The sequence below is a fragment of the Kitasatospora sp. NPDC058046 genome, assembly GCF_042885595.1.
In the GTDB taxonomy this organism is placed as follows: domain Bacteria; phylum Actinomycetota; class Actinomycetes; order Streptomycetales; family Streptomycetaceae; genus Kitasatospora.
Genome location: NZ_JBHVRS010000024.1, coordinates 1 through 25,498 on the forward strand (window position 1 = coordinate 1; position 25,498 = coordinate 25,498).

The following is a 25,498-nucleotide window of genomic DNA, read 5'->3' on the forward strand; positions in this document are numbered from 1 at the left end:
CCCCGGGGGCCGCGCCCGCGCCGCCGCGTCGGGGGGCGCCGGCCCCGCGCCCCCGGGGGGCGGTGCCCCGGGCGCCCCGGGCCCGGGGGCGGGCCCCGGGCGCGCCTGTCGCCGGAGGCTCGGGAACCCCGGGCGTCGAGGGGCCTGGGGTTCCTGGTGTTCCTAGGGTTTCGGCGGCGCCGGGGCACCCGCGCCCCGGCCGGCCTTGACGCCGTTCACCATCGCCTGGTGGATCGCCCGAGCGGTGGTCTCGTCCTGCGCCGGCACCGGGCTGCCGGTGACCGTGTACCAGTCCAGCGCGCCGGTGTACTGGACGGTCAGCCTCGCCTCGCCGTCCACCCAGGTGGTGTGCACGGTGAGGTCGCCGGAGATCGGGCCGATCTCGGTGGTGGTCACCCCGCCGGGGCCGCTGATGATCGATTGGGTGGTCCAGGTCGCCCACGACGTGCGCGGGTCCGCGGGCGGCTGGGCCTGGCGGTTTCCTTGGTCGTGTTCGGTCATGCGCCTATCCTCCCCCGCGGGTGGCCCGCCGCCGGAGCAGCGACACCTGCGGTCGCGGCGACCGCCCGGCGGCACCGGGCGGTCGAGTCGGTACGGCGGACGGTCAGCCGGGCTGGCCGGGCTCGTCCAGCATGGGGGCGCCCTCCGCCTGGGAGGTGTCCTGTGCGTGCAGGTTCTGCATCGAGGGGACGCCCTCCTCGGGGTCCGCGGCGCGGATGTCCTCGTCGTCCTCGGTACTCACCTTGGACCGGTCACTCATGTCGGTCATCGCGGGCTCCGTCTCCTCGGCCGGTCCTGGCGCGCCGGGCCGGAGGCGCGGCGGGACCGGTGGTGGCTCTTCGCCCCTCCAGCCTGCCTCCGCCCCGGCGCGAGGGCCAGCCGGGTGACCCGGGAAGCGCCCCGCGGACCCCACCCGGGCGTCAGGAGACCCCCGGGCGTCACCAGGCGACGGGCAGCGACCGCATGCCGTAGATGAACGCGTCGGTGCGGAACGCCAGCTCGTCGCGCGGGACGGTCAGCCGCAGCCCCGGCAGCCGCCGGAACAGCGTGGCCAGCGCGATCTGGAGCTCGGCGCGGGCCAGCGGCTGGCCGAGGCACTGGTGCACGCCGAAGCCGAAGGCCATGTGCCGCCGGGCGTCCCGGTCCAGGTCCAGTTCGTCGGCCGGCAGCCGGTCGGCGCCGCCGAACACCGCCCCGTCCCGGTTGGCGGTGGAGAGCATCGCTACCACGCCCTCCCCGGCCCGGACGGTCGTACCGCCCAGCTCCACGTCCTCCAGCGCCACCCGGAGCACCCCGGTGTGGATGATGGTGAGGAGGCGCAGCAGCTCCTCCACCGCGCCGGGCACCGCGGCCGGGTCGGCCAGCCTGGCGATCTGCTCGGGCCGGTCCAGCAGCAGGGCGGTGGAGAGCGAGATCATGTTCGCGGTCGTCTCGTGCCCGGCGACCAGCAGCAGGAAGCCGGTGCTGGCGACCTCGCGCGGGGTGAGGTCGTCGCGGACGGCGAGCCGGCTGAGGATGTCGTCCCGCGGCTCCTCCCGCTTGCGGGCGGTCAGCGCCTCCAGGTACTCCAGCATCTCGTCCCGGGCCGCCAGGAGCTCCTCGAACGGCCTGGTGTTGCTGAGCAGCGTCCGGCTGATGCCCTGGAAGAACTCGTGGTCCTCGTACGGGACTCCGAGCAGCAGGCAGATCACCAGCGAGGGGACGGGCAGCGCGAAGTCGGCGACCAGGTCGGCCTCGGCGCGGCCCGCGGTCATCCCGTCCAGCGCCTCGTCCACGATCCGCTGGATGTCCGGGCGCATCGCCTCGACCCGTTTGACCAGGAAGTCCCCGGTGACCATCCGGCGCAGCCGGGCGTGCTCGGGGTCGTCGAGGTTCAGGAAGTTCGGGTTCTCGCCGATCCGGTCCCGGCTGCCGGCGATCAGCAGCGGGAAGGTCGGGTGGCGCAGGTCCGCGCTGAACCGGCGGTCGGACAGGATGGCGCGGACCTCGGCGTAGCCGGTGGCCAGCCAGCAGGACTCGCCCCCGGGCAGCTCGGCGCGGCTCAGGTTCGCGGTGGCGGCGGCCTCGGTGTAGGCGGGCGGCGGGCCGAACGGGCAGCCGGCGGAGTGCCGGGCCGGCAGCGGGACGGCGGGCACGGTGGGTGTGCTCGTCAAGGCGGGGTCTCCTTGCGTCGCGATGGTTCTCCGGTGGGGGGTGGGGTTGCCGGACGTCCGCCGGTCCCGGGTGCGGTTCCGGTCCGCGGCCGGCCCGGACCGGCGTACGGTCAGCCGTCGACCGAGGCGGCCCCGGCCTCCGCCGGCCCGTCCTCGACCACGGTGATGGCGCCGCCCGGGCAGAGCTGGGCGGCCAGCCTGAGATCCTCGAACTGGTCGGGCCTGAAGGCGGTCTGACGGAGCCTCACCAGACTGTCGTCGTCGTCCTGGTCGAAGACCTCGGGAACGTTCGTGACGCACATCCCGGAGCTGCAACAGCGGTCCCGGTCGACACTCACCCGCATGGTCGGGCACCTCTCGCCAGTGCGCCGCCGGCTGCCCGGCGGCCGCCTCTCGTTGTCATTGCCAACCTAACCGCCGCTACTCCGTCCACGGAGGGCGCGGTGGCGGGATCGCCGAGAATGGCCGATTCGGCTCCCGTCGGAGCCGCCGGAGCGGCGCCGGAGGTTTGAACCGGCATCACCCCAACAAGCCTGTACCGTACGGTGGTTCACGGCCTCCGGGCGCTGCCCGTAGCCGCCCGCTCCCGGCTCAGAGCCCCTCGGCGGCGGCGATCTCCCGCACGGTCGCGACGGTGTCCGCCTCGGCGGCGTCCTTGTCCGGCCGGTAGCGCACCACCCGGGCGAAGCGCAGGGCGAGCCCGGCCGGATAGCGGGAGCTGCGCTGCACCCCGTCGAAGGCGATCTCGACGACCAGTTCCGGCCGGACCCGCACCGTCCAGGCGTCCCGTCCGGTCTCCCGGGCCAGCAGTTCGACGGTCTGCCGGGCGAGCGTCTCGTCGGTCAGGCCCTTGAAGGTCTTGCCGAGCATCACCCACGGGCCCAGCCCCGGCTCGCCCGCCGCCCGGGCGCCCAGGTGCAGGTTGCTGAGGAAGCCGCGCCGCCGCCCGCTGCCCCACTCGGCGGCCAGCACCACCAGGTCCAGGGTGTGCCGGGGCTTCACCTTGATCCAGCCCGCGCCGCGCCGCCCGGCCGCGTACGGGGCCGACGGGTCCTTCACCAGCACGCCCTCGTGGCCGAGCGCCAGTGTGTCGCGGAAGAAGGCCAGCGCCCGGTCGCGGTCCCCGGTCTCGGTGCGGGCCACCCGCAGGCCGTCCGGCACCGCCTCGGCCAGCGCCGCCCAGCGCTCCCGGCCGGGACGGTCCACCAGGTCCTCGCCGTCCCGGTGCAGCAGGTCGAAGAAGTAGGCGTCGAGCGGGACCTCGGCGCGCAGCCGGTCCGGGTCCCGCCGGGAGGCGGTGCGCGCGGCGGTCTCCTGGAACGGGCGCGGCCGGCCGTCCGGACCGAGCGCGATCGCCTCGCCGTCCAGCACCGCCGAACGCAGCGGCAGCGCCAGCGCGGCCTCGACCACCTCGGGGACGCGGGCGGCGATGTCCTCCAGGCCGCGGGTGAACACCGCGACCTCCCCGCCCTCCCGGTGCACCTGCACCCGGATGCCGTCCAGCTTCCACTCCAGCGCGGCCGGACCGGTGCGCTCCAGCGCCGTCGCCACGTCCGGCGCCGAGGCGGCCAGCATCGGCCGCACCGCCCGCCCCACCTCCAGCCGGAACGCCGCCAGCGCCGCCTCCCCGCCGGTCAGCGCCGCCTCCGCCACCGCGCGCGCCGACCCCCGGAACATCAGCGCCCGCCGCACCGCCGCCGACGGCACCCCCGCCGCCCGCGCCACCGCGTCCCCGACCACCGCGTCCAGCGCCCCCTGCCGCAGGTCCCCGACCAGCACCGCCCGCAGGAACCCCTGCTCCTCCGCCGTCGCCCGCGCGAACAGCCCGTGCAGCAGCCGCCGCCGCTCCGCCTGCGCCCCGGCCCCGTGCACCCCCGCGATCCGCTCCAGCTCCGGCTCCACCTCCCGCACCCCGAGCGAGGCCTCCGCCGCGGCCCCGGGCAACCCCCGCAACGCCGCCGGCCCGATCCCGGTCCGCAACCGCTGCGACTCCCCGGACAGCAACGCCACCGCCGCCGCCCCCTCCACCGGCCCCAGCCCCCGCAGACAGCCGGCCAACAGCCCCGTCTTCGCCCGCCGGCCCGCATCCGCCGCCACCTCCCGCGACACCGACGCCAAGCTCGACAACCCCGCCACACCACCACCTCCACCCCCCTCAGCATCCGCCCCCACCCCCACCCCCGCACCCGCGCAGCCGTCGCCCAGCCGGGCCCGGCCCGGCCCCCGTGTTCACCCGCTCGCGTGCCGATCGGGCCGGTGTCCGAGGCCGCCCCTGCCCCCGCCCCGGGCGGGTTGGGCTGATCGGGGCGGTGCTGCGTCCGGGGGTCCCGGCCGGGGAGGCAAGGCGCCGGAGTGGCGTAGCGGGTACGTGCTCTTGGCCGGGGCGGTGATCCGCGGCGGGGCGACGGGGCGTCATGCTGGGTGGCTCGTACCGCCCCCTGAGTGATGGAGACCGAGATGAACGACACCTCCACGGCCCGTTGGAGCGTCGGCGTGCCCGAGGCCGGTGACTACCCGGCTTGGCGTGAACTCTTCCGTGGGTACTGCGAGTTCTACCGGGTGCCGATTCCGGAGGAGAAGGCCGAGCTGGTGTGGTCCTGGGTGATGGATCCGGGGCACGAGGTGGCGGGGCTGCTGGTGCGGGACGCGGACGGACGGCCGGTCGGGCTGGCGCACTACCGGCCGTTCTCGCGGCCGTTGCACGGGGCGGTCGGGTGCTTCCTGGACGATCTGTTCGTGGCGCCGGAGGTCCGCGGCGGCGGGGCGGTGGACGCGTTGTTGGGCCGGCTGCGGGAAATCGCGGCGGAACGCGGGTGGAACACCGTCCGCTGGATCACCTCTGAAGACAATTACCGGGCCCGTGGAAAATATGACAAGGTCGCCAATCAGACCAGGTTCATCACCTACGACATGGCTCCGGAGGCACCGGCCGGCTGAGACCGCGGCCTGGCCTCCGGACATTCGTTCGGAATTTCTGTTATCGGCGCCCCGCCGGGAGGTCTCCCATGTGTCGACACCCGACCAGTCGACCCGGAACAGAAAGCGTGGCCACGTGAACAGCGACGACAGGACGACCATCCTCCCGGCGAGCGGGGGCGGCGCCGGCAGCGACAGCGGGCACGGGGCCCGCGGCCGCTCCGGTGGCCGGGCGGCGCGGCGGGCTGCCGAGCGGCACGCCGGCCGGGGCCGCCGGGCGCGGCGGGGCGGCGGGATCGTGCCGGTGACCGCGGTCGTCGTCGCCGTGGCCGGGACGGGGCTGTTCGCCGCGCTGGCCGGCGCGGGCTACGCGGCGTACGGCGGCAAGCAGACCGACCGCGACATGGCGGGCCAGTCGCTGGCCGCCGACATGCTGATCTCGGCGGAGCTGGGCACGCACGACGGCATCCAGGTGCCCGGCGCCGGGGGGACGAACCCGGACGTTCCGCTGCCGGCCACCCCCACCGCGGCCGACCCGGCGGCCACCCAGGGCGCCTCCGCCACGCCGACCGCTCCGGCCTCCCCGACGGCTTCGGCCGCCGCCTCCCCGACGGCCGTCCCCACTCCCACGGCCTCCACGGGCAAGGCGACCCCGACCGCCGCCGGTGCCTCCACCGCCGGCCAGGGCACCGCCAAGCGGGGCATCCCGGGGATGCCGGGGGGCGGCAGCTTCCCGGGGAGCGGGGGCATGCCTGGGGGAGGGGGCGTCCCGGCCGGCGGAGGCGCGGCCCCGTCGTACGCCCAGCAGGTCGTCGACCTGGTCAACGTCGAGCGCGGCAAGGCCGGCTGCGGGCCGGTCAGCGCCGAGCCCCGGCTGACGAGTGCGGCCCAGTCGCACAGCGACGACATGGCCGACCGCAACTACTTCGACCACGCCAGCCCCGAGGGCAAGCACGCCGACTACCGGATCGAGGCCGCCGGGTACAGCTGGAGCACCTGGGGCGAGAACATCGCCCGCGGCCAGAAGGACCCGGCCGCCGTGATGGACTCCTGGATGAACAGCCCCGGCCACCGGGCCAACATCCTGAACTGCGCGTTCAAGCAGCTCGGCGTGGGCGTGCGGACCGGCAACAACGGCCCGTGGTGGACCCAGGTGTTCGCCTCCCCGGCGTGAACCGACCCTGGTCCGGCCCCATTCGGCCCCCGTTCGGCCCCGCTCCGACCGTGGTCCACGCCTGATCGTCCCGGCTTCCGCTCCTGCCCAGGCCCGGTCTGACCCCCAGACCGGGCCCGCCGATCCGGGCCGATTTTCCGATTCCGTGCACATTGTTGTTATCTGATCACTCCCCACGGGTCTCCGAGGAGGCAGCGGCGGACGGATACACGGCAACACGGAGTGCGGACCATGAACGCTGAGGTGCAGAACAGGACCGGGACCACCCTGGTGCTCGCGGCGCAGGCAGGTGACCGGCAGGCTCGGGAGGCGCTGGTCGCCGCCTGGCTGCCGCTCGTCTACAACGTGGCCGGCCGTGCCCTCGGCGGCCACGCCGACGTGGACGACGTCGCGCAGGAGACCATGATCCGGGCCCTGGACGGCCTGGACGGGCTCCGCGACCCGGAGTCCTTCCGGTCCTGGCTGGTCGCCATCACCATGAACCAGGTGCGCCGTCGGCACGCCGCCGGTCAGCAGCAGCCGACCGTCGGCGGCCTGGACGAGACCTGGGAGGTCGCCGACCCCCGGGCCGACTTCACCGACCTCACCATCCTGCGCCTCGGCCTGTCCGGCCAGCGCCGCGAGGTGGCCGAGGCCACCCGCTGGCTGGACCCCGACGACCGCGAGCTGCTCGCCCTCTGGTGGCTGGAGGCCGCCGGCGATCTGACCCGCGCCGAACTCGCCGAGGCCCTCGACCTGAGCCCGCAGCACACCGCCGTGCGCGTGCAGCGGATGAAGAAGCAGCTCGAAGCGGGCCGCATCGTCGTCCGCGCGCTCTGCGCCTACCCCCGCTGCCCCGGACTGACCGAGCTCACCGCGGGCTTCGACGGCACCCCGAACTCGGTCTGGCGCAAGCGCATCGCCCGTCACATCCGGGACTGCGCGGACTGCGGCGGCCTCGGCCGGGACCTGTTCCCGGCCGAAGGGCTGCTGGCGGGCCTCGCCCTGGTGCCGATCCCGCTCGGCTCGCCCGTGCTGCTGCACTTCCAGCACACGGCGGCCGCCGTCGCCTCCTCGGCCGCCACCGGAGCGGGCTCGGGCGCGGGAGCCGGGGCCTCTACCGGTACCGGCGCGCACGCGGCGGCGGGAGGGCACGGCGGCTGGGCCGGCACCGCGGCCCGCAAGGCCGTCCTGGTGAGCGGCGCGGCCGCGGCGGTCGCCGTGACCACCCTCGCCCTGGTCTGGCCGCAGGCCGGCGAGCCGCCGCGGCCGACGGCACCCGAGCCCACCGCCCCGGCCGCGGCCCAGGACGTCCCGACGGCCGCCGCCGCACCCGCCGCCACCGCCCCGACACCGGTGCCGACCCCGCTGCCCGCGGAGAGCCCGACGCCCACGGCGACGGCCACACCGACCGCGACCCGCACCGCCACCGCGACACCGCAGCCCAACGCGGAGCGCCAGCTGGTGGACCTGGTCAACGCCGAACGCGCCAGGGCCGGCTGCGCCCCGCTGCGGATCGACCCCCGGCTGCACGGCTCGGCCCAGAAGCACGCGGACGACATGGCCACCCGCGGCTTCTTCGACCACGTCAACCCGGACGGCGTCCGGACCGAGGCCCGGATCACCGCCGCCGGCTACCGCTGGTCCCAGTGGGGCGAGAACCTCGACCGGGGCCCGACCACCCCGGCCGCCGTCTTCGCCCGCTGGATGGACGGCGGAATCCACCAGTCCAACATGCTCGACTGCGGATTCAAGGACATCGGGGTCGGCTTCGCCACCAACGCGGCCGGCACCCCCTACTGGACCCAGGACCTCGGAGCACCGATGTCCTGAGCCATGGGCGGGGACTACGCCGGAGTGGCCGCCACCAGGCCGTTCGCCGACCCGGTCACGTAGCCCGTGGCATCCCCGAGGACGCCGCCCGCGTCACCGACCTGCCCGGGCACCAGGTCCGGAGCGCTGCTCAGCGGCCCGGGCAGTCCCTCCTGCCCGCCCACGGCACTGGCGTGCGCGCTCGGCGCGGTGAGGGAGGCCACGACACCGACGGCGATCGAGGCGACGGCAAGCATGCTGCGCTTCTTCATGGCCGGTCCAACGACGCTGCGCCGGAAGGGTTACGGCGCGGCGTGCCCGAGCGGCGTGCCCCACCGGCGTGCCCGAGCGGCGGTCCTCAGTGATGCCAGGGCAGCTGGACCGGATCAGTGGGGACACGCCCGGCCACCAGCTCGGCCGCCAACCCGGCCAGGCCGAGCGGGTAGACCGTCTCGCCGGTGGCCGCGAGGTCGGTGACGGACCACCAGCGATGGCCGGCGTGGTACGTGCGCTCGTTCGCCTCCTGGCCGCTGACGTCGACCTGGTGGCCCGTGACGCGAAGCCGGAAGAAGACGTCCCGGAAGATCCCTTCGGCCCAGCCGACATCCGCGTATCCGGAGGTCTCCGCGACGGCTGACCGCAAGGCCTCCGGCTCCACGGACAGGCCGGTCTCCTCGCGAAGCTCGCGGGCTGCCGCCTCTGCCAGGGTCTCCCCGTCCTCGACACCACCGCCGGGCGTGCACCATCCGTGACCGCTCTCGGGAGCGTCCGGGTCGACATGGAACTTCAGCAGGAGCAGGCGGTCCAGCTCGTCGATCAACAGGACACGGGCGGATTCGCGGCGGTAGCTTCCCTGATCGGACATGCCGGCAGCGTAACCCTGGACGGCCCGCGAGCCGACCGGGACTCTGCCGGGCGGCGGGCGGGCCGTGGGAACCACCATGGCCCCACCCGCCCCTGCCGGTCAGGGGCGTGCGAGCCGCGACCGGACGCACGGCGGCGCGCCGGGCGTGCACCAGCAGTCCCAGCCGCGCCGTCAGAGCGTTCCGGAGCCCCGCGCCACCGCGGGCCCGCCCGCCTCCGCGGCCCCACTCTCCCAGAGCGACGCCCCGGGAACCGGTGCCCCGGGAGCCCCCGGAGCCGCCCCCGCCAGGCCCACCGGGCCCACCACCCAGTCCGGGTGACCGGGCATCGGCGGCGTCCGCAGCCCGTACAGCCAGTCGTCGAGGAAGCCCCGCAGGTCCTGGCCGGACACCGCCGAGGCCGTCCGCACGTAGTCCTCGGTGGTCGCGTTCCCGGACCGGTAGGTGCGCAGGAACGCCCGCTCGATCCGGTCGAAGGCGGCCGCCCCGACCTTCTCCCGGAGCGCGAACAGCACCAGCGCGCCGCCCGTGTACCGCTGGCTGTCGAAGAGGTCGGCGGCGGTGGGGGAGGCGACCGGCCCGGAGTCGTGCCGCCACTGGTCGCCCAGCCCGTAGAGGTAGCGCATCCGGTCGGTCAGCGTGGTGTAGCCCCAGGCGTCCGGCCATCCGCGCTCGTAGCGGTACAGCAGTCCGTAGAAGTCGGCGTGGCCCTCGTTGAGCCAGAGGTCGGACCACCTGGCGGGGGAGACGCTGTTGCCGAACCAGGAGTGGACCAGCTCGTGCATCATGTGCGAGCCGATCGCCGGCTCCGCCTGCCGCAGGAAGTTCGGCTTGTAGAGGGTGAGCGTCTGGGTCTCCAGGCCGGTGAAGGCGAACGCGGCCGGATCGTCCGTGTTGGCCGGCAGGAGCCCGTACGTCTCGAACGGGAAGGGCCCCAGGTGCGCTTCGGCCCAGGCGAGCTGGCCGGGGGTGAGGGCGAGCGCGGGTTCCAGTTCGGCGGCGCGCGCGGTCGGCACGACGTCGCGCAGCGGCAGGCCGTGCGGGCCGGTGCGCTCGCGCACGGTGTAGTCGCCGACCGAGACCTGGACCAGCTCCGTGGCCATCGGCTCGCGGGACACGTACCGGCGGGTGGTGCGGCCGTCGCCGCGCCGTTCGGTGGCCGTCAGCTCGCCGTTGGCGACGCCGCGGAGAGCGTCCGGGGCGGTCACCGAGATGGTGAACCGGGCCTTGTCGCTGGGGTGGTCGTTGCACGGGAAGACGGTGTGCGCGCTGTTCGGCTGGCCGGCCACCGCGAAGCCGTCCGGGGTGGGGACCCAGCCGGTGTGCGGCAGCGCGGCGCGCGGGTCGGCGGTGTACTCGACGGTCAGTCGGGCGACGGCGCCCGGGCGGAACGGCCTGGCCGGAGTGACCGTCAGCTTCTCGTCGTGGGCGGCGAAGCCCGCCGGCCGCCCGTCGACCCGGACGGCGCGCACGGCCAGGCCGAGCGCGTCCAGGTCCAGCCGGGCGAGCGCGCGGTCGGGCCGGACGGTGAGCACGGCCGTGCCGTCCACCGTCCGGGGCCCGGCCCGGTAGTCGAAGGCCAGGTCGTACCCGAGCACCCGGTACCCGGTGTTCCCGAGCGAGGGGAAGACCGGATCGCCCAGCCCGTCGGCGGCGCCGGCCGTCGGCACGCTCGCGGACAGCAGCACCGCGCTGAGCGCGAGTGACGGGACGAGACGGGCGCGGGGCCTGAGAAGCCTGAAGGGCCTGAGGAGGCCGAGGGGCCTGGACAAGGGTGATCACCGCACTTCACGAGCGGGAGCGGAGGCGGAGCCCCCGGGACGGGGAGAGCCTGGCCCACGGATGCTAGTGGACCGTCGGGCCGGCGCGGGCGCGATCGGTGCGGTCCGCCGGCGCGGCGTGGTGCGACGGTGGACCACGGCCCCGGCGACACACCGTGTCCCCCGGACGGCCCACGGTGATGGCGCGGCGCCCGTACGCGGTCTAACGTCAGGAGTGCATCGTCCCCTGACGGACGAGCCACGGCCGTCGGAAAACCTGGCCAGGTCCGGCGGCCGTACTTTCCTGCCCGGGCGCCGTGCGCCCGGAGGCACCCCGTAGGCTTGGCGGTCGAGACGACGCCCGCGTACCGGATGCCAGGAGCCGCCGTGACCAGCCCAGCCTCGCCCGTTCTGGTGATCGGCGAGTGCGTCGCCGACATCGTCCGAACGAGTGACGTCCCGGACCGGGTGCACCCCGGCGGCAGCCCCGCGAACGTCGCGTACGGCCTCGCCCGGCTGGGCCGACCGGCCACCCTGCTCACCGAACTGGGGCCGGACGCCAACGGCCGGCTGATCCGGCGGCACCTGGAGTCGGCGGGGGTGCGGGTCCGGGCCGCCGAGGTCGCCCGGACGCCCTCGGCGGTGGTGGAGCTGGACGGGCAGGGGCGGGCCCGCTACACCTTCGACATCCACTGGACGCTCCCGCCCACCGAACTCGCCGAGCCGCCCGCCGCGATCCACCTCGGTTCGATCGCGGCGGTGACCGAGCCCGGCGCGGGTTCGGTGCTGGCACTGGTGGAGCGCTGGCGCGGGCACGCGCGGATCAGCTACGACCCGAACGTGCGCCCGGCGCTGATGGGCGACCGGGCCGGGGCCGTCCGCCGGGTCGAGCGCTGGGTGGCGCTGAGCGACCTGGTCAAGGTCAGCGACGAGGACCTGGACTGGCTCTACCCGGGCGAGCGGCCCGAGGCGGTCGCCGAGCGCTGGCTGGCCCTCGGCCCGGCCGTGGTCGCGGTCACCCTCGGCGCCGAGGGCGCGTTCGCCCGCACCGCCGGGGGCGAGCGCGCCGAGGCCGCGGCCCTTCCGGTACCGGTCGCGGACACGGTCGGCGCCGGCGACGCCTTCATGGCCGCCTTCCTGCACGCCCACGCGTCCGGCGCCGATCTCGCGGTCTGCCTCACCCAGTCGGTGACGGCGGCGGCGCTGACCGTCGCGCGCCCGGGCGCCAACCCGCCCTCGGCGGCCGAACTCGCCGCCGCCCTGACGGACTGACCGAAGCCCTCCCGGCGCGTCGGCGCGGTGTGAACCCGGTCCGTTCCCTCCGGGCCGACGCGGCTACTCGACGGGGGCGAGGTCCTTGCCGTACCAGACCTGGGCGTACGGCCCGCTGCTGTAGGCGGGGATCTCCCGGTACCCGTTGCGCAGGTAGAGCGCGCGGGCCTCGACCAGGTCGAGGCGGGTGTCGAGGACGATCCGCTCGGCGCCCAGGGAGCGGGCGGCCCGGTCGACGGCGGCCAGCAGCACGGCGCCGCCGCCGGTGCCGCGCAGGCCGGGCCGGACGAAGACCCGGGTGAGTTCGACGGTGGCGGCGTCGAGTCGCCGCAGCCCGGCGCAGGAGTGGGCGGCGCCGTCGTGGCGGCCGATCAGGAAGTGGCCGTCCGGGGCGGCGAGGTCGTCGCTGGGGGAGTCGGCCAGGCCGGACTCCAGCTCCTCGGGTGTGCCCTCCCGGTCGAAGTGCAGGCGGTAGTAGCGGTTGGCCACGTCGTAGTAGTACTCGCGCAGCAGATCCAGGGCCTCGGGGGCGGTCACATCGGCCGTGGTGACGGTCCAGAGGTCGGAGCGGCGGGGCGCGGTGTTCGTCATGCGCGCATGATCCGATTCGGGGGCCGTCGCCGCAATCGGTTTTCCCGGCGGCCCCACCCGGCCCGCTCCGCCCCGGCCGTCGGACCGGCGGTCACCCGGTCGCCCCGCCACCCGGGCAAAGGAACGGCAAGGACCCGGTGCGTCGTTGCCCCGCACGGGTGACGCGGGGGTTGGCGGTGGTGCACGGCAGGGGAGCAGTGCACCTATGAACAGACCATCAGTTTGTCGTAATAATGGGGGTTTGAGGGGAAGCCAGCACCACCGGGGCGGTGTACGGACCGGCCTGCTGGCCGCCGTCTGCCTCTCCGCCGTCCTCGCCGGCTGCGCCGCTCCGGCCGCTCCCGCCGGGCCGAAGGCCGCCCCGGCGCCCGAGGCGAACGGGGCGCCCGAGGCGAACGCGGCGCCCGCCGCCCCGGACGCCGACCACGCCGGCGCCCCGCCCCTGGCGGAGGAGGCGAACAGCGCCGAGGCCGTGGCCCGTCAGGAGGCGGCCGCGCAGCACTGGGGCCTGGAGCGCCCGCCGCTGAAGGCCCCGCCGCGTCCGGCGACCAAGCCCGAGCTCACCCCGGTGCAGGGCGTCAAGCTCGCGGACGGCCGCCCGCCCGTCGTCTTCCGGGTGCCGACCGACGACAAGGTGGTCTTCCTGACCGTCGACGACGGTGACGAGAAGGACCCCGAGTTCTCCCGGATGGCCGCGGACCTGGGCATCCCGCTCAGCACCTACGTCTCCGACTACCTCGCCCGCGAGAACTACGGCTACTTCCGCGACCTGCACGCCCAGGGCGTGGAGATCAACAACCACACGATCAACCACCGCAACCTGAAGGTGCTGGACTACGACACCCAGCGCGAGGAGATCTGCACCCAGCAGGACCAGCTGGAGAAGCAGATCGGCGTCCGCCCCCGGCTGTTCCGGCCGCCGTACGGCGAGTACAACGACGACACCCTGCGCGCGGCGGCCTCCTGCGGGGTGCAGGCGGTGCCGATGTGGAACGAGGAGGCCTTCCCGGACCACATGGAGTGGCGCTACGACGACCGGAAGCTGCACCCGGGCGACATCATCCTGACCCACTTCCGGGGCACCGACATCTGGAAGGCCTCGATGCCGGACCTGCTGCGCAAGGTCGTCAACGACGTCACCGCGCAGGGCTTCGCACTGGCCCGGCTGGACGACTACCTGTAGCGGCGGCCCGGAGCGGCCACCCGACCGCGGCCGCCGCGGGTCGGGTGGCTCAGCCGAGCGAGAGGGCGTCCAGGTACACCCAGGCGCCCTCGTGCCGCACGAAGCGGCTGTTCTCGCTGAGCACGCCCTCCTCGCCGCCCTCGGTCCAGTGCGCCCGGAAGGCGACGGTGCCCTGCGCGTGGAAGGCGCCGCCCTCGGTGGTGTCGACCACCTCCAGCCCGGTCCAGCGCAGCCCCGGGTCGAAGTCGACCTCGGCCGGCCGGGTGTCCGGGTGCCAGGTGCGCAGCAGGTACGCCTCGTCCTGCGCGGCGAAGGCGCTGAACCGGGAGCGCATCAGGGACTCGGCGGTGGTGGCCGCCGCCTGGCCCCGGTGCAGCCGGCCGCAGCAGTCGCCGTAAGCGGCGGGCAGGCCGCACGGGCAGGGGGACGAGGGCAGCAGCCGGGGCGCGGCGGCGCGGGGCGCGGAACGACGTCGGGACATGCCGCCATTCTCCCCCACCCGTCCGGCGCCTCCCCGGCGGCCCCGCGGACGGCGGGTACGGGCCCGGCCGCGTCGTCGTGGAACCCGTCGCCGGGGAGCCCGTCCGCGGGTGCGCGTCCTCAGGAGGAGGCGGCGCCGAACCAGGTGCGCAGCGCCCGGGCCAGCCCCTCCCGGTCCGCCCGGTCGGGCCCGGTCGCCCAGGCGACGTAGCCGTCCGGGCGCAGCAGCAGGGCGCCGGCCGGCGGCTGCGGGCAGTCGGCCGTGACGAGGTCGACCCGGTCCTTCCAGCCCGCCGCCGGGTCCGCGAGGCCGAGCCGGCCGCCGGTGAGGTCGACGAGCAACGGGCGTCCGGTGCGGGCGAGTTCGGCGATCCGGGCGGGGCCGTTCGGGGTGGTCGCCGCGAGCTCCGGCACGAACCGCCCGGCCAGCGGGTGCGGGCAGCCGACGTCGTGGCGGACGTCGCTGCCGGCCATCAGCGCGGCGATCCGGCCGAGGTTGTCCGGGTGCGCCAGCAGCTCGTCGAACAGGGCGCGCACCGCGGTGGTCCCGGGGCCGGGGGCCATCAGGGCGGTCTGGGCCTGGGAGTGCATGAACACCCGCTCGCCGACCGGGCGGCGCTCGTTCTGGTAGCTGTCCAGCAGGCCGGGCGGGGCCCAGCCGTGCAGGTCGGCGGCGAGCTTCCAGCCGAGGTTGGCGGCGTCCTGGAGGCCGAGGTTGAGGCCCGGGCCGCCGGTCGCGGCGTGCACGTGGGCGGCGTCGCCGACGAGCAGGACCCGGCCGTCGCGGTAGCGCTCGGCGAGCCGGGTGTTGTGGCCGACGGTGCGGCGCGGGGTGAACGGTCCGGCGGTACGGGCCGGGGCGAGCGGCAGGTCGGCGCCGGTCACCCGGCGGACGCTGGCGCGCAGCTCGTCCAGGGTGAGCGGGGTCCGCTGGTCCACCGGCGGGCCGCCCCACTCCATGGTGGCGATCATGACGGCGTCCGGGCCGAACGGGGAGATGACGAACACGCCGTGGTCGGTGCGGGTGTGGGTGAAGACGCGGAACGGGGTCGGGCAGCCGGGCAGCAGGACGTCGCCGTTGTCGGTGGTGCGCACCCCCTCGGGCGGCAGCACGTGTGCGACGCGGGAGACGGGGTCGGGCGAGGTGACGCCGGGGAAGCCGATCCCGGCGAGCTTGCGGACGGTGCTGCGGCCGCCGTCCGCGCCGACCAGGTAGCGGGCGCGCAACTGTCCGGCGCCGTCGGGTCCTTGGACGTCGACGGTCACCCCGGTCGGGTCCTGGCGCAGGCCGGTGACCTCGCGGTCGCGGCGCACGGTGACGCCCAGGTCGAGGAGGCGTTCCTCCAGTACCTCCTCGATCCGGTGCTGGGGTACGGGCACGGCGTGCAGCGGGTTCCGGTCGAGCCGGTGCAGTTCCAGCGGGAAGGCGCCGAACACGAAGCGCGGTACGGGCCGCGGCGCGCCCGGGACGCCGCTGAGCGGCTGGTACAGGCCGCGGTGGTCGAGCAGCCGGAGCACCTGGCCGACCAGCCCGTTGGCCTTCTGCTCGCCCGAGCGCGCGGGCAGCCGGTCCAGGACCACCGGCCGGATTCCGGCCAGCGCCAGTTCACCGGCCAGGAACAGCCCGACCGGGCCGGCGCCGACGATGACGACATCGCTGTTCATCTCAAGTCCCCGTTCATGTCGAATGCCCCTCGGATGCGGTGGGGTCACCGTGACGAAGGATCGGGCAGCCCGGCCGCCAGCTGGCGCAGCGCCTCGGTGAGCAGCGGCTGGAACGGCACCACCGGGTCGGCGGCCAGGTAGTGCTCGTTGGCGGCCTGCAGCGCGGAGAGCGCGGCCGAGGCGACCAGGTTCGGGTAGAGGTCCCGGTCGGCGTCGGTCCCGGTCCGGGCGGCCACCGCCGCCGCCAGCTCCCTCCGGACCCCGGCGCTGTCGCGGAGCAGTTCGGCCTGGAGCGCCGGTTCGCGCAGCAGCAGCCGCACGGCGGCGGTCCAGCGCGGGTCGGGTTCCTCGGGCGCGCCGACGTACGGTGCGACGAGGGAGCGGGTCAGCGCCTCCCAGAGCGGCTCCTGCGCCGGGCGGGCCCGCAGCTCCCCGGCGGCTTGCAGGACCCGGTCGCGGTGCCGGGAGACGATCGCCTCGGCCTTGCTGGAGAAGTAGTTGTTGTAGGTGCGCGGGGAGACCCCGGCCGCGGCCGCGATGTCCTCCACCCGGACGTTCTCCAGCCCCCGCTCCACCGCGAGCCGCAGTGCGGCCCAGCCCAGTGCCTCCCGCGTCGCGGCCTTCTTCCGTTCCCGCAGGCCGGGCTGGTCCTTCGTCATGGCCACCACTGTCCCGCGAAAGGTGCGCGGTGCGCAATAGTGCGCGGCACGCAAGTTTTTCCCGGCCGCGCGGGCTGTGGCGAGCCGCCCGCCACCTGCGGTTTGTCGCTGGTAGTAGTTGCCTGGTCGCGGAGCGATCCCCGTCGGGAGCCCGACCCCGCAGGCTTTCCGGCGGGACGACTCGACAGGACTGGAGGAGCGGTCATGGGTGGCAGACAGCGTCCGCCGAGAGCGCGGACGCCCCGGCAGGGCAGGCCCGCCGGCGTCGGTGCCCGGGTGAACTCCCGGGCGGAGTTCGCCCGCATCGAGGGGTTCCTGGCCTGGGAGGCGGAGGTCGCGGCGGCCGAACGGGACGCCCGCGCGTTCGTCGCGCAGTTCCCGTGGCTGCCGGCGGCGGAGCGGGAGAGCCTCGAACAGGCCTACGCCGCCGACCGGTTGCGCTACGCCGAGGAGGTCGTCGACCGCGCGGTCGAGCGCTGCCGCCGGCTGGCCGCCCGGTACCGCGTCGAGTGCCGCCGGATCTGCGCCCGCTGGGCGGCGCTCTGCCTCTCCGTCACCGTGACGGCGGCGCTGTTCGCCGTGGTCCCGGCCGTCCTGCGCGGCTGAGCGGCCCGGGCCCGCCGTCGACGGGCCCCGGCACGACGAGGGCCCGCCGCACCGTTCCCGGTGCGGCGGGCCCTTTCCAGCTGCGGGAGGGGATCAGTGGTGGCCGTGGCCGCTGCCGATCTCCTCGTGCTCCTCGACGGTGGGCTTGGCGATCTGGCTGTACTCGCCGTAGAAGCCGCGGGAGAGCTTGACCCGCGCGCGGGTCCACAGCCCGGCCTTGCGGGCCACGCCGTTCTCGTCCACCTCGGGCGGCAGCTCGGAGGGCTGCGGCTGGTCGTGCGAGGTGAGGGTGTAGAGCCGGCCCTTCGGCAGCGGGGCGTGCACCTCGACGAACTCGCCGTGCTGGAGGCGGTTGATGACGCCGGTCTCCCGGCCGTGCAGCACCTTCTCCTTGTCCCGCCGCTGGAGGCCCAGGCACCAGCGCTTGGTGATCACGAACACGACGACCGGCACGGTGAAGAAGCCGATCCGCACCGCGTAGGTGATCGCGTTGATCGAGAGGTGGAAGTGGGTGGCCAGCAGGTCGTTACCGCCGCCGGCCAGCAGGATCAGGTAGAGGCTGATCCAGGCCGCGCCGAAGGCGGTGCGGACCGGGGCGTTGCGCGGCCGGTCGGCGATGTGGTGCTCGCCCCGGTCCCCGGTGATCCAGGCCTCCAGGAACGGGTAGCACCAGATGGCCAGCAGGACGGTCGGGAAGACCATCAGCGGGACGAACACCCCGAGGTTGAGGGTGTGGCCGCCCCAGACGCTGATCTCCCAGCCGGGCATCACGCGGATCAGGCCCTCGGAGAAGCCCATGTACCAGTCGGGCTGGGCGTTGGTGGTCACCTGGTCCGGTCGGTACGGGCCGTACATCCAGATCGGGTTGACGGTGGCGATCGCCGCCATCACCGAGACCACGCCGAAGACCAGGAAGAAGAAGCCGCCCGCCTTGGCGGTGTAGACCGGCAGCAGCGGCATGCCGACCACGTTGCTGTTGGTCCGGCCGGGCCCGGCGAACTGGGTGTGCTTGTGGTAGAAGACCAGGATCAGGTGCGCCGCCAGCAGGCCCACCATGATCCCGGGGATCAGCAGGACGTGGACGGTGAACAGCCGGGGGATGATGTCGTGCCCCGGGAACTCGCCGCCGTAGAGGAAGAACTGCAGGTACGTCCCGACGATCGGGACGGCGAGGACCGCGCCCTCCATGAAGCGGATGCCGGTGCCGGAGAGCAGGTCGTCGGGCAGCGAGTAGCCCATGAAGCCGTCGAACATGCCGAGGATCAGCAGGAGCGCCCCGAAGACCCAGTTGATCTCGCGCGGCTTGCGGAACGCGCCGGTGAAGAAGACGCGCATCATGTGGGTCAGCATCGAGGCGACGAACACGATCGCGGCCCAGTGGTGGATCTGCCGCATCAGCAGGCCGCCGCGCACGTCGAAGCTGATCTTGACGGTCGAGGAGAAGGCCTCGGACATCGGGATGCCCCTGAGCGGGACGTACGACCCGTCGTAGACGACCTCGCCCATGCTCGGCACGAAGAACAGGGTGAGCCAGACGCCGGTGAGGATGATGATGACGAAGGTGTAGAGCGCGATCTCGCCCAGCATGAAGGACCAGTGGTCGGGAAAGATCTTGCGCAGGTTGGCCTTGGCCAGGGAGTAGATGCCGAGCCGGCCGTCCGCCCAGTCGGCGAGCGCCTCGGCCTTGTTGGCGGGGTCGGCGCGCGTGGTGGTCACCGGTCCCGGCTGCGACTGCTGGTCGGCTCTCACGACGGGCTCCCCGGCGTCCGCGGCGTACCGTGCCGGAGGCCCGCCGGCGGGAACGGCGGCCGGCGAAGTGTTGTGATCATGGGACCTCTCGATACGGGCCCGCCGGCGGGACCGGCGCGCGGACCAGCTGTTCCGCTGGGCCCGTTGCTCAGGGTGATGGAGCGCTTACTCTGTCATGCTGTCGGCAGGGGGCCGACTGTGCACGTCCATCGGCCCGTCCGGCCGTGCGTGTCGGGCCGGACGGGGGTTCCTGACGCCCGATCGGCTGGCCGCCGCTCGGCCCAACGGGTGCCGATGCTGCGGTCGGGTGCCGCTGAAGCGTTTCGGCGCGCGCCGCGTCCGGGGGTCGCGAGGTCCGGGGCCTACGCTGCGCCAATGGTGGATCACCGTGAACTCTTCGAGGACGTCACCGAGGCCCTGGCCCGCGCCGGGTTCGACACCGGACCGGGCCCCTCACCGCTGTGGATCGACCGCCACCCCGAGGGCGTGGTGGTCGGCTGGACGCCGGGCGCGGAGCCGGGCGGGCCGCCCTCCCGGGAGGCGCTCGCGGCGCTGAGCGGCGCGGCCGCGGTCGTGCTGCGCGAGTGCGGCTACCTCGTCGCCGGAACGGAGGAGGGTGATCTCCTGGTGCGTTGCGCCGAACCGGTGACGGTGCCGGAGTCGCCCGAGCCGGAGGCGGTGCCGGAGCAGTGGTGGGGGTGACCCCGGGCTCCTGACGGTCCCTCCGGCCTGCGGGTTTGGTCAACACGAGGGCGAGCTCATACCGAACCCTTACCCGAACCGGGGGTGCGGTTGACCTGCGCGGCTCTAAGGTTTGCCTAAGCTAAGCCGTGGCGCCCTGGACCGCAGTGTCCGGGGCGTTCGGCTGTGCCGCCCCGCCGCCACCGCGGCGGGGTCGAGGACAGGTGAACGACCCGGGCCGGCCCGGGGGAGGAGCCCGCCGCATGTGGGATGAGGCGTTTCCCAGCTTCCTGATCGGTCTGCGCGAGGGCCTGGAAGCCGGACTGATCGTGTCGATCCTGGTCGCCACGCTGGTGCGGGCGGACCAGAAGGCCCGGCTGCCCCAGGTGTGGTCGGGCGTCGCGGCGGCCGTCGCGCTCAGCCTGAGCTTCGGCGCGGTGCTCACCTTCACCGCCGCCAACCTCTCCGGCCACGCCCAGGAGGCGTTCGGCGGGGTGCTCAGCCTGATCGCGGTCTGCTTCGTCACCGCGATGGTGTTCTGGATGCGGCGCTCGGCGCGCACCCTCTCCGCCGAGATCAAGGAGAAGGTCCAGGCCTCGCTGGCGATGGGCGCCGGCGCGCTGGTGCTCACCAGCTTCCTCGCGGTCGCCCGCGAGGGCCTGGAGACCTCGCTCTTCCTGTGGACCAACGTGCGCACCGCCGGCGAGTCCACCGGGCCGCTGATCGGCGCGGCCGTCGGCCTGGTGCTCTCGGCCGGGCTCTGCTGGGGCCTGTACCGGCGGGCCCTGAAGATGAACCTCACCCGGTTCTTCACCATCACCGGCGTCGGACTGATCGTCGTCGCGGCGGGCGTCCTCGGCTACGGCCTGCGGGACCTCCAGGAGTCCGGCCTGGTCGGCGGCGGCACCTCGTACGCCTTCGACCTGAGCGGGCACCTGGACGCCTCGTCCTGGTACGCGACGCTGGTCCAGGGCACCCTCAACCTGACCGTCACCATGACGGTGCTCCAGGTCGTCGGCTACGTCGCGTACCTGGGCGTCGTGATGACGCTGTTCGTCGAGGGGGTCCGCAGTGGCGGGCGCGCCCAGGCGGCCCCGGCCGCCGCTCCCGCCGCTCCCGCCGCTCCCGCCGAGGCGAAGCCCGCCGCGGGCGGGGCCGAGGGCGAGGGCGGGGGTACGGCCGGACCGGCGCGGGCGGGCCGGCCGCGCTGGGTGCTGCCGACCGCGGCGATCGCCGTGCCGGTGGTGGTGGCCGGCGTGGTGATCGCGGTCAGCGAGGGCAAGCAGGGCGGCTCCGCCACCGTCGCCGTCTCCGAGCAGGAGTGCGGCAAGGGCTTCGCCGACCCGCGGCCCGGCCAGCAGGTGTTCCAGATGCGCAACACCGGCGACAAGGTCGCCGAGGTCTACCTGGTCGACCCGGGCAGCGGCGCGGTCTACGGGGAGATCGAGGGCCTGGCCCCCGGCACCACCCGCGCCCTGACCGCCACCATCGGCTCCGGCGACTACGCCTGGCGCTGCGTGCCCACCGGCGGCAGGTCCGTCACCTCGGCCGCCGTGCACGTCAGCGGCGCCGCCGTGGTCAAGGCCGTCAAGCCGGTCGCCGAGGAGGACCTCAAGGCCCCGCTGGACAGCTACAAGGAGTACGTCGACCAGGGCCTCGCGACACTCGTGACGGAGAGCCGGAAGCTCCAGGCCGACGTGCGCTCCGGGGACCTCGCCACGGCGAAGGCCGACTGGCTCACCGCCCACCTCCGGTACGCCTCGCTCGGCGCCGCGTACGGCACCTTCGCCGACCTCGACGGCAAGATCGACGGCCGCCCGGACGGACTCGCCGAGAAGGAGCGGGACCCGGGCTTCACCGGCTTCCTGCGGCTGGAGTACGGCCTCTGGCACGACCAGTCCGCCGCCGAGCTGACGCCCGTCGCCGACGACCTGGCGCAGAACGTGGAGAAGCTGGCGCACGACTTCCCCGGCCAGGACTTCGCCCCCGGCGACCTGCCGCTGCGCGCCCACGAGATCCTGGAGAACACCCTCCAGTTCGAGCTGACCGGCGACACCGACATGGGCAGCGGCACCAACCTGGCCACCGCCCAGGCCAACCTGACCGGCACCCAGGAACTGCTGACCCTGCTCCAGCCGCTGCTCGACGAGCGGGACCCGCAGGTGCTCGTCAAGGTGAACGCCGGGATGAAGCGGGTCGGCGACCTGGTCGCCGCCGCCCACCGGCCCGAGGGCTGGACCCCGGTCGACCGGCTGCCCGCCGACGCCCGCCGACAGCTCAACGGCGCCACCGGTGAACTGCTCGAAGACCTCGCCCCCGTCCCCGCCCTGCTCGAGATCCGGAAGGCCGCCTGATGACCGACCACACCGCAGCCACCGGGTCCTGCCCGTTCCCGCACGCCGCTGCCGTCGCCACCGAGGCCGCTGCCGCCGCGGAGGGCGGCTGCCCGGCCGGACCGGCCCGGCGCAGCTTCGTCCGGGCCGCGCTCGGCGCGGGCGCCGGAGCGGCCGTGCTGGCCGGCGGCGGCCTCGCCCTCGCCGCCGGACCGGCCGCCGCCGGGGACGGCACGCAGGAGAAGGCCGGTGCGGTGCCGTTCCACGGGGCCCACCAGGCCGGCGTCACCACGGCCGCCCCCGGCTTCGCGGCCTTCGTCTCCTGCCAGGTGATCGCCCAGGACCGCAAGGGCCTCGAAACGCTGTTCCGGACCCTGACCGAGCGGATCCGCTTCCTCACCGCCGGCGGCACCCCGCCGGACCTCGGCGTCGGCGCGCCGCCCTCGGACAGCGGCATCCTCGGCCCGACCGTCCCCGCCGACCACCTGACCGTCACGGTCGGCGTCGGCGCCTCGCTCTTCGACGACCGCTACGGGCTGGCCAAGGCCAAGCCCGTCAGGCTCGCGCCGATGAAGACCTTCCCGAACGACAACCTCCAGGCCGCCGAACTGCACGGCGACCTCTCGCTGCAGATCTGCGCCGACCGCCAGGACACCGTGCTGCACGCGCTGCGCGACATCACCCGGCACACCCGGGGCGCGCTGCAGATCCTCTGGCGGATCGACGGCTTCCAGAACCAGTCCCGCCCGGACGGCGCCCAGCGCAACCTGCTCGGCTTCAAGGACGGCATCGTCAACCCGGACACCGGCTCCGCGCGCGAGATGGACCGGCTGGTCTGGGTCACCGACGGGACGGGCGAGCCGGCCTGGGCGACCGGTGGCAGCTACCAGGTGATCCGGATCATCCGGATGCTGATCGAGTTCTGGGACCGCGTCACCCTCACCGAGCAGGAGAAGATGTTCGGCCGCCGCCGGGACACCGGCGCACCGCTGGACGGCGCCCGGGAGACCGACGCGCCGGACTACGCCAAGGACCCGGACGGCAAGGCGATCCCGCTCGACGCCCACATCCGGCTGGCCAACCCGCGCACCGCCGACACCGACAACTCGCGCATCCTGCGCCGGGGCTTCAACTACGACCGGGGCGTCGACCGGGCCGGGAACCTGGACATGGGTCTGGTGTTCTGCTGCTACCAGCAGGACGTGGTGCGGCAGTTCGAGGCCACCCAGACCCGGCTGATCGGCGAGCCGCTGGTGGACTACATCTCGCCGACCGGCGGCGGCTACTTCTTCGTCCTGCCGGGGGTGAAGGACGAGGCCGACTGGCTCGGGCGGGGGCTGCTGGCCGCCGTCTGACGGTCGGTTCCACCGCGGGCCCGGCGCTGCCACGCGCCGGGCCCGTCCGCGTGCTCAGCCGTCGGGCCCGTCCGCTCCGTCGGCGCCGAGGGTGAAGCCGATCACCGCGCCGCCGCCCTCGCGGTTGGCGGCGAAAGCCGTACCGCCGTGCGAGCGGGCCACCTCGTGCACGATGGCCAGGCCCAGGCCGGAGCCGGGCAGGCCGCGGGCGGCGGTGGCCCGGTAGAAGCGGTCGAAGACCCGGTCGAGGTCGGCCGCGTCGATGCCCGGGCCGCGGTCGCGCACCTCCACCCGCGGGCCGCGCACCACCACCTCGATCGGGCCCGTCCCGGCGGGGTCGAACTTGGCGGCGTTGTCCAGCAGGTTGCCCACCGCGCGGGCCAGCGCGTCCGGCCGGGCGGTGACCACGGTCGCGTCCGCGTCCACCACGACCTCCCGGTCGCTGCGCCGCCGGGCCTGGGCGGCGGCCTGCCGGACCACGTCGGCGAGCAGCACCTCGGTCGGCTGCTCGTCCGCCCTTCGGTCCGCCGCGAGCGCCACCAGCTCCTCCACCAGCTGGGTCAACTCGCGGGTCTCCTCGACCAGATCGGCCATCAGCGCGGCGCGTTCGGCGGGCGGCAGCCGGTCCAGGCTGGGGAGCACCGAGAGGTTGGTGCGCAGGCTGGTCAGCGGGGTGCGCAGCTCGTGCCCGGCGTCCTGGACCAGTCGGCGCTGGTTCTCCTTGGCGGTGGCGAGCCGGCCCAGCATCCGGTCGAAGGCCCGGCCGAGCCGGCCCACCTCGTCCGTGCCGGCGGCGGGCACCGGGACGTCCAACCGCCCACTGGCGGCGACCAGTTCGGCCGCGTGGGTGAGCCGGACCAGCCGGCGGGTGATCCGTCGGGCGAGCAGTCGGCCGGCCCCGCCGGCGAGCACCGCGACGATCGCCACCAGGGCGACCGTACGGGTCCGCAGGGTGGTCAGCAGCTTCTCGGTGGGCCCGACCTGCTGGATGATCTGGACCGCCCCGCGCCGGCCGCCGAGCGAGACCACGCCGACCCGGTAGGCCTCGCGGTGCTCGTGGCGCAGCCCGATCGAGGTGCGGCCCGGCTGGTCGGCGTGGGCGAGCTCGTGGTCGGACGGGCTCGGCGGCAGGTCGAGCCGGGCGGTGCCGGGCAGCACCGCGCCGTCGGGGTCGAGCGACTGGGTGGTGACCCGGATCGGGCGGACCAGGTCGGCGCTCAGGCCGCTCGGGCCGGCGAAGTCGCCCGGGAAGAGGACCTCCCGCTGGACCTGGCGGCCGACGGAGTCGACGGCGGCGCCGAAGTCGGCGGTCTCGTCGTCCCGGATCAGCCGCGCGGCGGCGTCGTAGCCGAGTGCGCCGATCAGCACCGCGACCAGCGCGGCGATTGCGGCGAAGGCCAGCGCGAAGGTGGTGGGCAGGCCGGGGCGCGGCAGCCGGGGGAGGCGGGGGAGCCTGCCGGTCGGGCGCGGCGGCCGGGGCGTGCGGCGGGCCGGGCGCGGGAACCGGGGGAGGCGGCGGGCCTGGCCGGTCACGGCTCGCGCAGCGTGTAGCCGACGCCGCGGACGGTGTGGATCAGCGGGGCCAGGCCGGGGCGGTCGAGCTTGCGGCGCAGGTAGCCGATGAACACCGCGAGGTTCTTCGAGCCGGGGCCGAAGTCGTAGCCCCAGATCCGCTCGTACAGGGTGGCCTGGTCGAGGACGGCGCCGGCGTGCCGGGCGAGGAGCTCCAGCAGGTCGAACTCGGTGCGGGACAGTTCGAGCTCCTGGGCGGCGCGCCAGGCCCGACGGGCGGGCGGCTCGATCCGCAGGTCGGCGACGGTCAGCACCTCGGTGGCGGACTCCGGCGGACGGCGGCGCAGCATGGCGCGCAGGCGGGCGAACAGCTCGTCCACGTCGAAGGGCTTGACCAGGTAGTCGTCCGCGCCCGCGTCGAGGCCGGCGATCCGGTCGGGCACCTCGACCCGGGCGGTGAGCATCAGCACCGGGGTGCGGTCGCCGGCCGCGCGCAGCCGGCGGCAGACCTCCAGGCCGTCCGGCTCGGGCATCATCACGTCGAGCACCAGGACGTCCGGGCGCTGCTCCGCGAGGACGGCCAGGGTCTGGGTGCCGTCGGCGGCGACCCGCACCCGGTAGCCCTGCAGCATCAGCGCGCGGGCGAGCGAGTCGCGGATGGCCCGGTCGTCCTCGGCGATCAGCACGGTGTGGGTCATGGCGGAGATTCTCCCTGGCGTGCTCACGGCGGTTTCGGGCGGGGGCGGGGTGTCCGG

At 74.9% G+C, this 25,498-nt stretch carries 24 protein-coding genes; 9 read left to right on the forward strand and 15 right to left on the reverse strand.

The window, feature by feature from the left end; all coding sequences use genetic code 11:
* Nucleotides 1–162 precede the first annotated feature (162 nt).
* The 5 genes from ACFVU7_RS35725 to ACFVU7_RS35745 all read right to left on the reverse strand — a co-directional run bounded on the left by ACFVU7_RS35725 (nt 163) and on the right by ACFVU7_RS35745 (nt 4,289).
* Entirely contained in the window at nt 163–501 is a 339-nt protein-coding gene (locus ACFVU7_RS35725; protein ID WP_117486557.1) for a hypothetical protein, read from the reverse strand.
* Nucleotides 502–604: 103 nt separating this feature from the next.
* Nucleotides 605–769, reverse strand: a complete 165-nt coding sequence (locus ACFVU7_RS35730; protein WP_158077733.1) for a hypothetical protein — start codon at nt 767–769, stop codon at nt 605–607.
* A 169-nt stretch (nt 770–938) separates the two neighbouring features.
* Nucleotides 939–2,153, reverse strand: a complete 1,215-nt coding sequence (locus tag ACFVU7_RS35735; protein WP_388049508.1) for a cytochrome P450 — start codon at nt 2,151–2,153, stop codon at nt 939–941.
* A gap of 110 nt (nt 2,154–2,263) precedes the next feature.
* Entirely contained in the window at nt 2,264–2,497 is a 234-nt protein-coding gene (locus ACFVU7_RS35740; RefSeq protein WP_074003623.1) for a ferredoxin, read from the reverse strand.
* A gap of 247 nt (nt 2,498–2,744) precedes the next feature.
* A complete protein-coding gene (locus ACFVU7_RS35745) occupies nt 2,745–4,289 on the reverse strand; it encodes an ATP-dependent DNA ligase (RefSeq protein WP_388049511.1) in 1,545 nt (514 codons plus the stop codon).
* 321 nt (nt 4,290–4,610) lie between these two features.
* Here ACFVU7_RS35745 and ACFVU7_RS35750 point away from each other — a divergent pair, with 321 nt between their 5' ends.
* From ACFVU7_RS35750 to ACFVU7_RS35760, 3 genes are all read left to right on the forward strand, one after another.
* Nucleotides 4,611–5,090, forward strand: coding sequence for a GNAT family N-acetyltransferase (locus ACFVU7_RS35750; RefSeq protein ID WP_388049514.1), 480 nt, complete (start codon nt 4,611–4,613; stop codon nt 5,088–5,090).
* A gap of 115 nt (nt 5,091–5,205) precedes the next feature.
* Nucleotides 5,206–6,243, forward strand: a complete 1,038-nt coding sequence (locus ACFVU7_RS35755; RefSeq protein ID WP_388049517.1) for a CAP domain-containing protein — start codon at nt 5,206–5,208, stop codon at nt 6,241–6,243.
* Nucleotides 6,244–6,474: 231 nt separating this feature from the next.
* Nucleotides 6,475–8,055, forward strand: coding sequence for a sigma-70 family RNA polymerase sigma factor (locus ACFVU7_RS35760; RefSeq protein ID WP_388049520.1), 1,581 nt, complete (start codon nt 6,475–6,477; stop codon nt 8,053–8,055).
* Between the two features lie 14 nt (nt 8,056–8,069).
* Here ACFVU7_RS35760 and ACFVU7_RS35765 read toward each other — a convergent pair whose 3' ends face one another.
* The 3 genes from ACFVU7_RS35765 to ACFVU7_RS35775 all read right to left on the reverse strand — a co-directional run bounded on the left by ACFVU7_RS35765 (nt 8,070) and on the right by ACFVU7_RS35775 (nt 10,669).
* Nucleotides 8,070–8,306, reverse strand: coding sequence for a hypothetical protein (locus ACFVU7_RS35765; RefSeq protein ID WP_049659354.1), 237 nt, complete (start codon nt 8,304–8,306; stop codon nt 8,070–8,072).
* 86 nt (nt 8,307–8,392) lie between these two features.
* A complete protein-coding gene (locus ACFVU7_RS35770) occupies nt 8,393–8,899 on the reverse strand; it encodes an NUDIX hydrolase (RefSeq protein ID WP_074003825.1) in 507 nt (168 codons plus the stop codon).
* Nucleotides 8,900–9,070: 171 nt separating this feature from the next.
* Complete coding sequence (locus tag ACFVU7_RS35775) at nt 9,071–10,669, reverse strand: M1 family metallopeptidase (RefSeq protein WP_388049523.1); 1,599 nt, start codon at nt 10,667–10,669, stop codon at nt 9,071–9,073.
* Between the two features lie 375 nt (nt 10,670–11,044).
* Between ACFVU7_RS35775 and ACFVU7_RS35780 the strand changes: the two genes are divergently transcribed.
* A complete protein-coding gene (locus tag ACFVU7_RS35780; RefSeq protein ID WP_388049526.1) occupies nt 11,045–11,929 on the forward strand; it encodes a carbohydrate kinase in 885 nt (294 codons plus the stop codon).
* 63 nt (nt 11,930–11,992) lie between these two features.
* Here ACFVU7_RS35780 and ACFVU7_RS35785 read toward each other — a convergent pair whose 3' ends face one another.
* Entirely contained in the window at nt 11,993–12,520 is a 528-nt protein-coding gene (locus ACFVU7_RS35785) for a GNAT family N-acetyltransferase (RefSeq protein ID WP_117486546.1), read from the reverse strand.
* A 241-nt stretch (nt 12,521–12,761) separates the two neighbouring features.
* On the opposite strand from ACFVU7_RS35785, the gene ACFVU7_RS35790 reads away from it, so the two are divergent.
* Complete coding sequence (locus ACFVU7_RS35790) at nt 12,762–13,703, forward strand: polysaccharide deacetylase family protein (RefSeq protein ID WP_388049529.1); 942 nt, start codon at nt 12,762–12,764, stop codon at nt 13,701–13,703.
* Nucleotides 13,704–13,752: 49 nt separating this feature from the next.
* Here ACFVU7_RS35790 and ACFVU7_RS35795 read toward each other — a convergent pair whose 3' ends face one another.
* The 3 genes from ACFVU7_RS35795 to ACFVU7_RS35805 form a co-directional block, all read right to left on the reverse strand.
* Complete coding sequence (locus tag ACFVU7_RS35795) at nt 13,753–14,184, reverse strand: YchJ family protein (protein WP_049657121.1); 432 nt, start codon at nt 14,182–14,184, stop codon at nt 13,753–13,755.
* Nucleotides 14,185–14,303: 119 nt separating this feature from the next.
* On the reverse strand, nt 14,304–15,848 hold the full coding sequence (locus tag ACFVU7_RS35800) for an FAD-dependent monooxygenase (RefSeq protein ID WP_388049532.1): 1,545 nt from the start codon (nt 15,846–15,848) through the stop codon (nt 14,304–14,306).
* A 44-nt stretch (nt 15,849–15,892) separates the two neighbouring features.
* Nucleotides 15,893–16,507, reverse strand: a complete 615-nt coding sequence (locus ACFVU7_RS35805; RefSeq protein ID WP_049657124.1) for a TetR family transcriptional regulator — start codon at nt 16,505–16,507, stop codon at nt 15,893–15,895.
* Nucleotides 16,508–16,711: 204 nt separating this feature from the next.
* On the opposite strand from ACFVU7_RS35805, the gene ACFVU7_RS35810 reads away from it, so the two are divergent.
* A complete protein-coding gene (locus tag ACFVU7_RS35810) occupies nt 16,712–17,113 on the forward strand; it encodes a cytochrome C oxidase subunit I (RefSeq protein ID WP_375874991.1) in 402 nt (133 codons plus the stop codon).
* A 93-nt stretch (nt 17,114–17,206) separates the two neighbouring features.
* Here the strand turns inward: ACFVU7_RS35810 and ACFVU7_RS35815 are convergent, their stop codons facing one another.
* Nucleotides 17,207–18,829 carry a ubiquinol-cytochrome c reductase cytochrome b subunit gene (locus tag ACFVU7_RS35815; RefSeq protein ID WP_074003822.1) on the reverse strand — a complete coding sequence of 541 codons (1,623 nt, stop codon included), beginning with the start codon at nt 18,827–18,829 and terminating at the stop codon, nt 17,207–17,209.
* 408 nt (nt 18,830–19,237) lie between these two features.
* On the opposite strand from ACFVU7_RS35815, the gene ACFVU7_RS35820 reads away from it, so the two are divergent.
* The 3 genes from ACFVU7_RS35820 to efeB all read left to right on the forward strand — a co-directional run bounded on the left by ACFVU7_RS35820 (nt 19,238) and on the right by efeB (nt 23,231).
* Complete coding sequence (locus ACFVU7_RS35820; RefSeq protein ID WP_049657126.1) at nt 19,238–19,564, forward strand: hypothetical protein; 327 nt, start codon at nt 19,238–19,240, stop codon at nt 19,562–19,564.
* Between the two features lie 242 nt (nt 19,565–19,806).
* A complete protein-coding gene (efeU, locus tag ACFVU7_RS35825) occupies nt 19,807–21,897 on the forward strand; it encodes an iron uptake transporter permease EfeU (RefSeq protein WP_388049535.1) in 2,091 nt (696 codons plus the stop codon).
* Nucleotides 21,897–23,231, forward strand: a complete 1,335-nt coding sequence (gene efeB / locus ACFVU7_RS35830; RefSeq protein ID WP_388049537.1) for an iron uptake transporter deferrochelatase/peroxidase subunit — start codon at nt 21,897–21,899, stop codon at nt 23,229–23,231. Before efeU ends, efeB begins: the two co-directional genes overlap by 1 nt.
* Before the next feature lie 54 nt (nt 23,232–23,285).
* Here the strand turns inward: efeB and ACFVU7_RS35835 are convergent, their stop codons facing one another.
* Together ACFVU7_RS35835 and ACFVU7_RS35840 are read right to left on the reverse strand one after the other, a co-directional pair.
* Nucleotides 23,286–24,764 (reverse strand): sensor histidine kinase, encoded by a 1,479-nt coding sequence (locus ACFVU7_RS35835; RefSeq protein ID WP_388049539.1) that lies wholly within the window; start codon nt 24,762–24,764, stop codon nt 23,286–23,288.
* Nucleotides 24,761–25,441: a response regulator transcription factor gene (locus tag ACFVU7_RS35840; RefSeq protein WP_049654967.1), complete on the reverse strand. Its 681-nt coding sequence runs from the start codon at nt 25,439–25,441 to the stop codon at nt 24,761–24,763. Before ACFVU7_RS35840 ends, ACFVU7_RS35835 begins: the two co-directional genes overlap by 4 nt.
* Nucleotides 25,442–25,498 lie beyond the last annotated feature (57 nt).

Coding starts and splice junctions, on each gene's coding strand:
- ACFVU7_RS35785 (WP_117486546.1), bottom strand. CDS start 12,520: ATGACGAACACCGCGCCCCGCCGCTCCGACCTCTGGACCGTCACCACG.
- ACFVU7_RS35730 (WP_158077733.1), bottom strand. CDS start 769: ATGACCGACATGAGTGACCGGTCCAAGGTGAGTACCGAGGACGACGAG.
- ACFVU7_RS35840 (WP_049654967.1), bottom strand. CDS start 25,441: ATGACCCACACCGTGCTGATCGCCGAGGACGACCGGGCCATCCGCGAC.
- ACFVU7_RS35770 (WP_074003825.1), bottom strand. CDS start 8,899: ATGTCCGATCAGGGAAGCTACCGCCGCGAATCCGCCCGTGTCCTGTTG.
- ACFVU7_RS35810 (WP_375874991.1), top strand. CDS start 16,712: ATGGGTGGCAGACAGCGTCCGCCGAGAGCGCGGACGCCCCGGCAGGGC.
- ACFVU7_RS35765 (WP_049659354.1), bottom strand. CDS start 8,306: ATGAAGAAGCGCAGCATGCTTGCCGTCGCCTCGATCGCCGTCGGTGTC.
- ACFVU7_RS35820 (WP_049657126.1), top strand. CDS start 19,238: ATGGTGGATCACCGTGAACTCTTCGAGGACGTCACCGAGGCCCTGGCC.
- ACFVU7_RS35760 (WP_388049520.1), top strand. CDS start 6,475: ATGAACGCTGAGGTGCAGAACAGGACCGGGACCACCCTGGTGCTCGCG.
- ACFVU7_RS35750 (WP_388049514.1), top strand. CDS start 4,611: ATGAACGACACCTCCACGGCCCGTTGGAGCGTCGGCGTGCCCGAGGCC.
- efeU (WP_388049535.1), top strand. CDS start 19,807: ATGTGGGATGAGGCGTTTCCCAGCTTCCTGATCGGTCTGCGCGAGGGC.
- efeB (WP_388049537.1), top strand. CDS start 21,897: ATGACCGACCACACCGCAGCCACCGGGTCCTGCCCGTTCCCGCACGCC.
- ACFVU7_RS35725 (WP_117486557.1), bottom strand. CDS start 501: ATGACCGAACACGACCAAGGAAACCGCCAGGCCCAGCCGCCCGCGGAC.
- ACFVU7_RS35740 (WP_074003623.1), bottom strand. CDS start 2,497: ATGCGGGTGAGTGTCGACCGGGACCGCTGTTGCAGCTCCGGGATGTGC.
- ACFVU7_RS35805 (WP_049657124.1), bottom strand. CDS start 16,507: ATGACGAAGGACCAGCCCGGCCTGCGGGAACGGAAGAAGGCCGCGACG.
- ACFVU7_RS35795 (WP_049657121.1), bottom strand. CDS start 14,184: ATGTCCCGACGTCGTTCCGCGCCCCGCGCCGCCGCGCCCCGGCTGCTG.
- ACFVU7_RS35800 (WP_388049532.1), bottom strand. CDS start 15,848: ATGAACAGCGATGTCGTCATCGTCGGCGCCGGCCCGGTCGGGCTGTTC.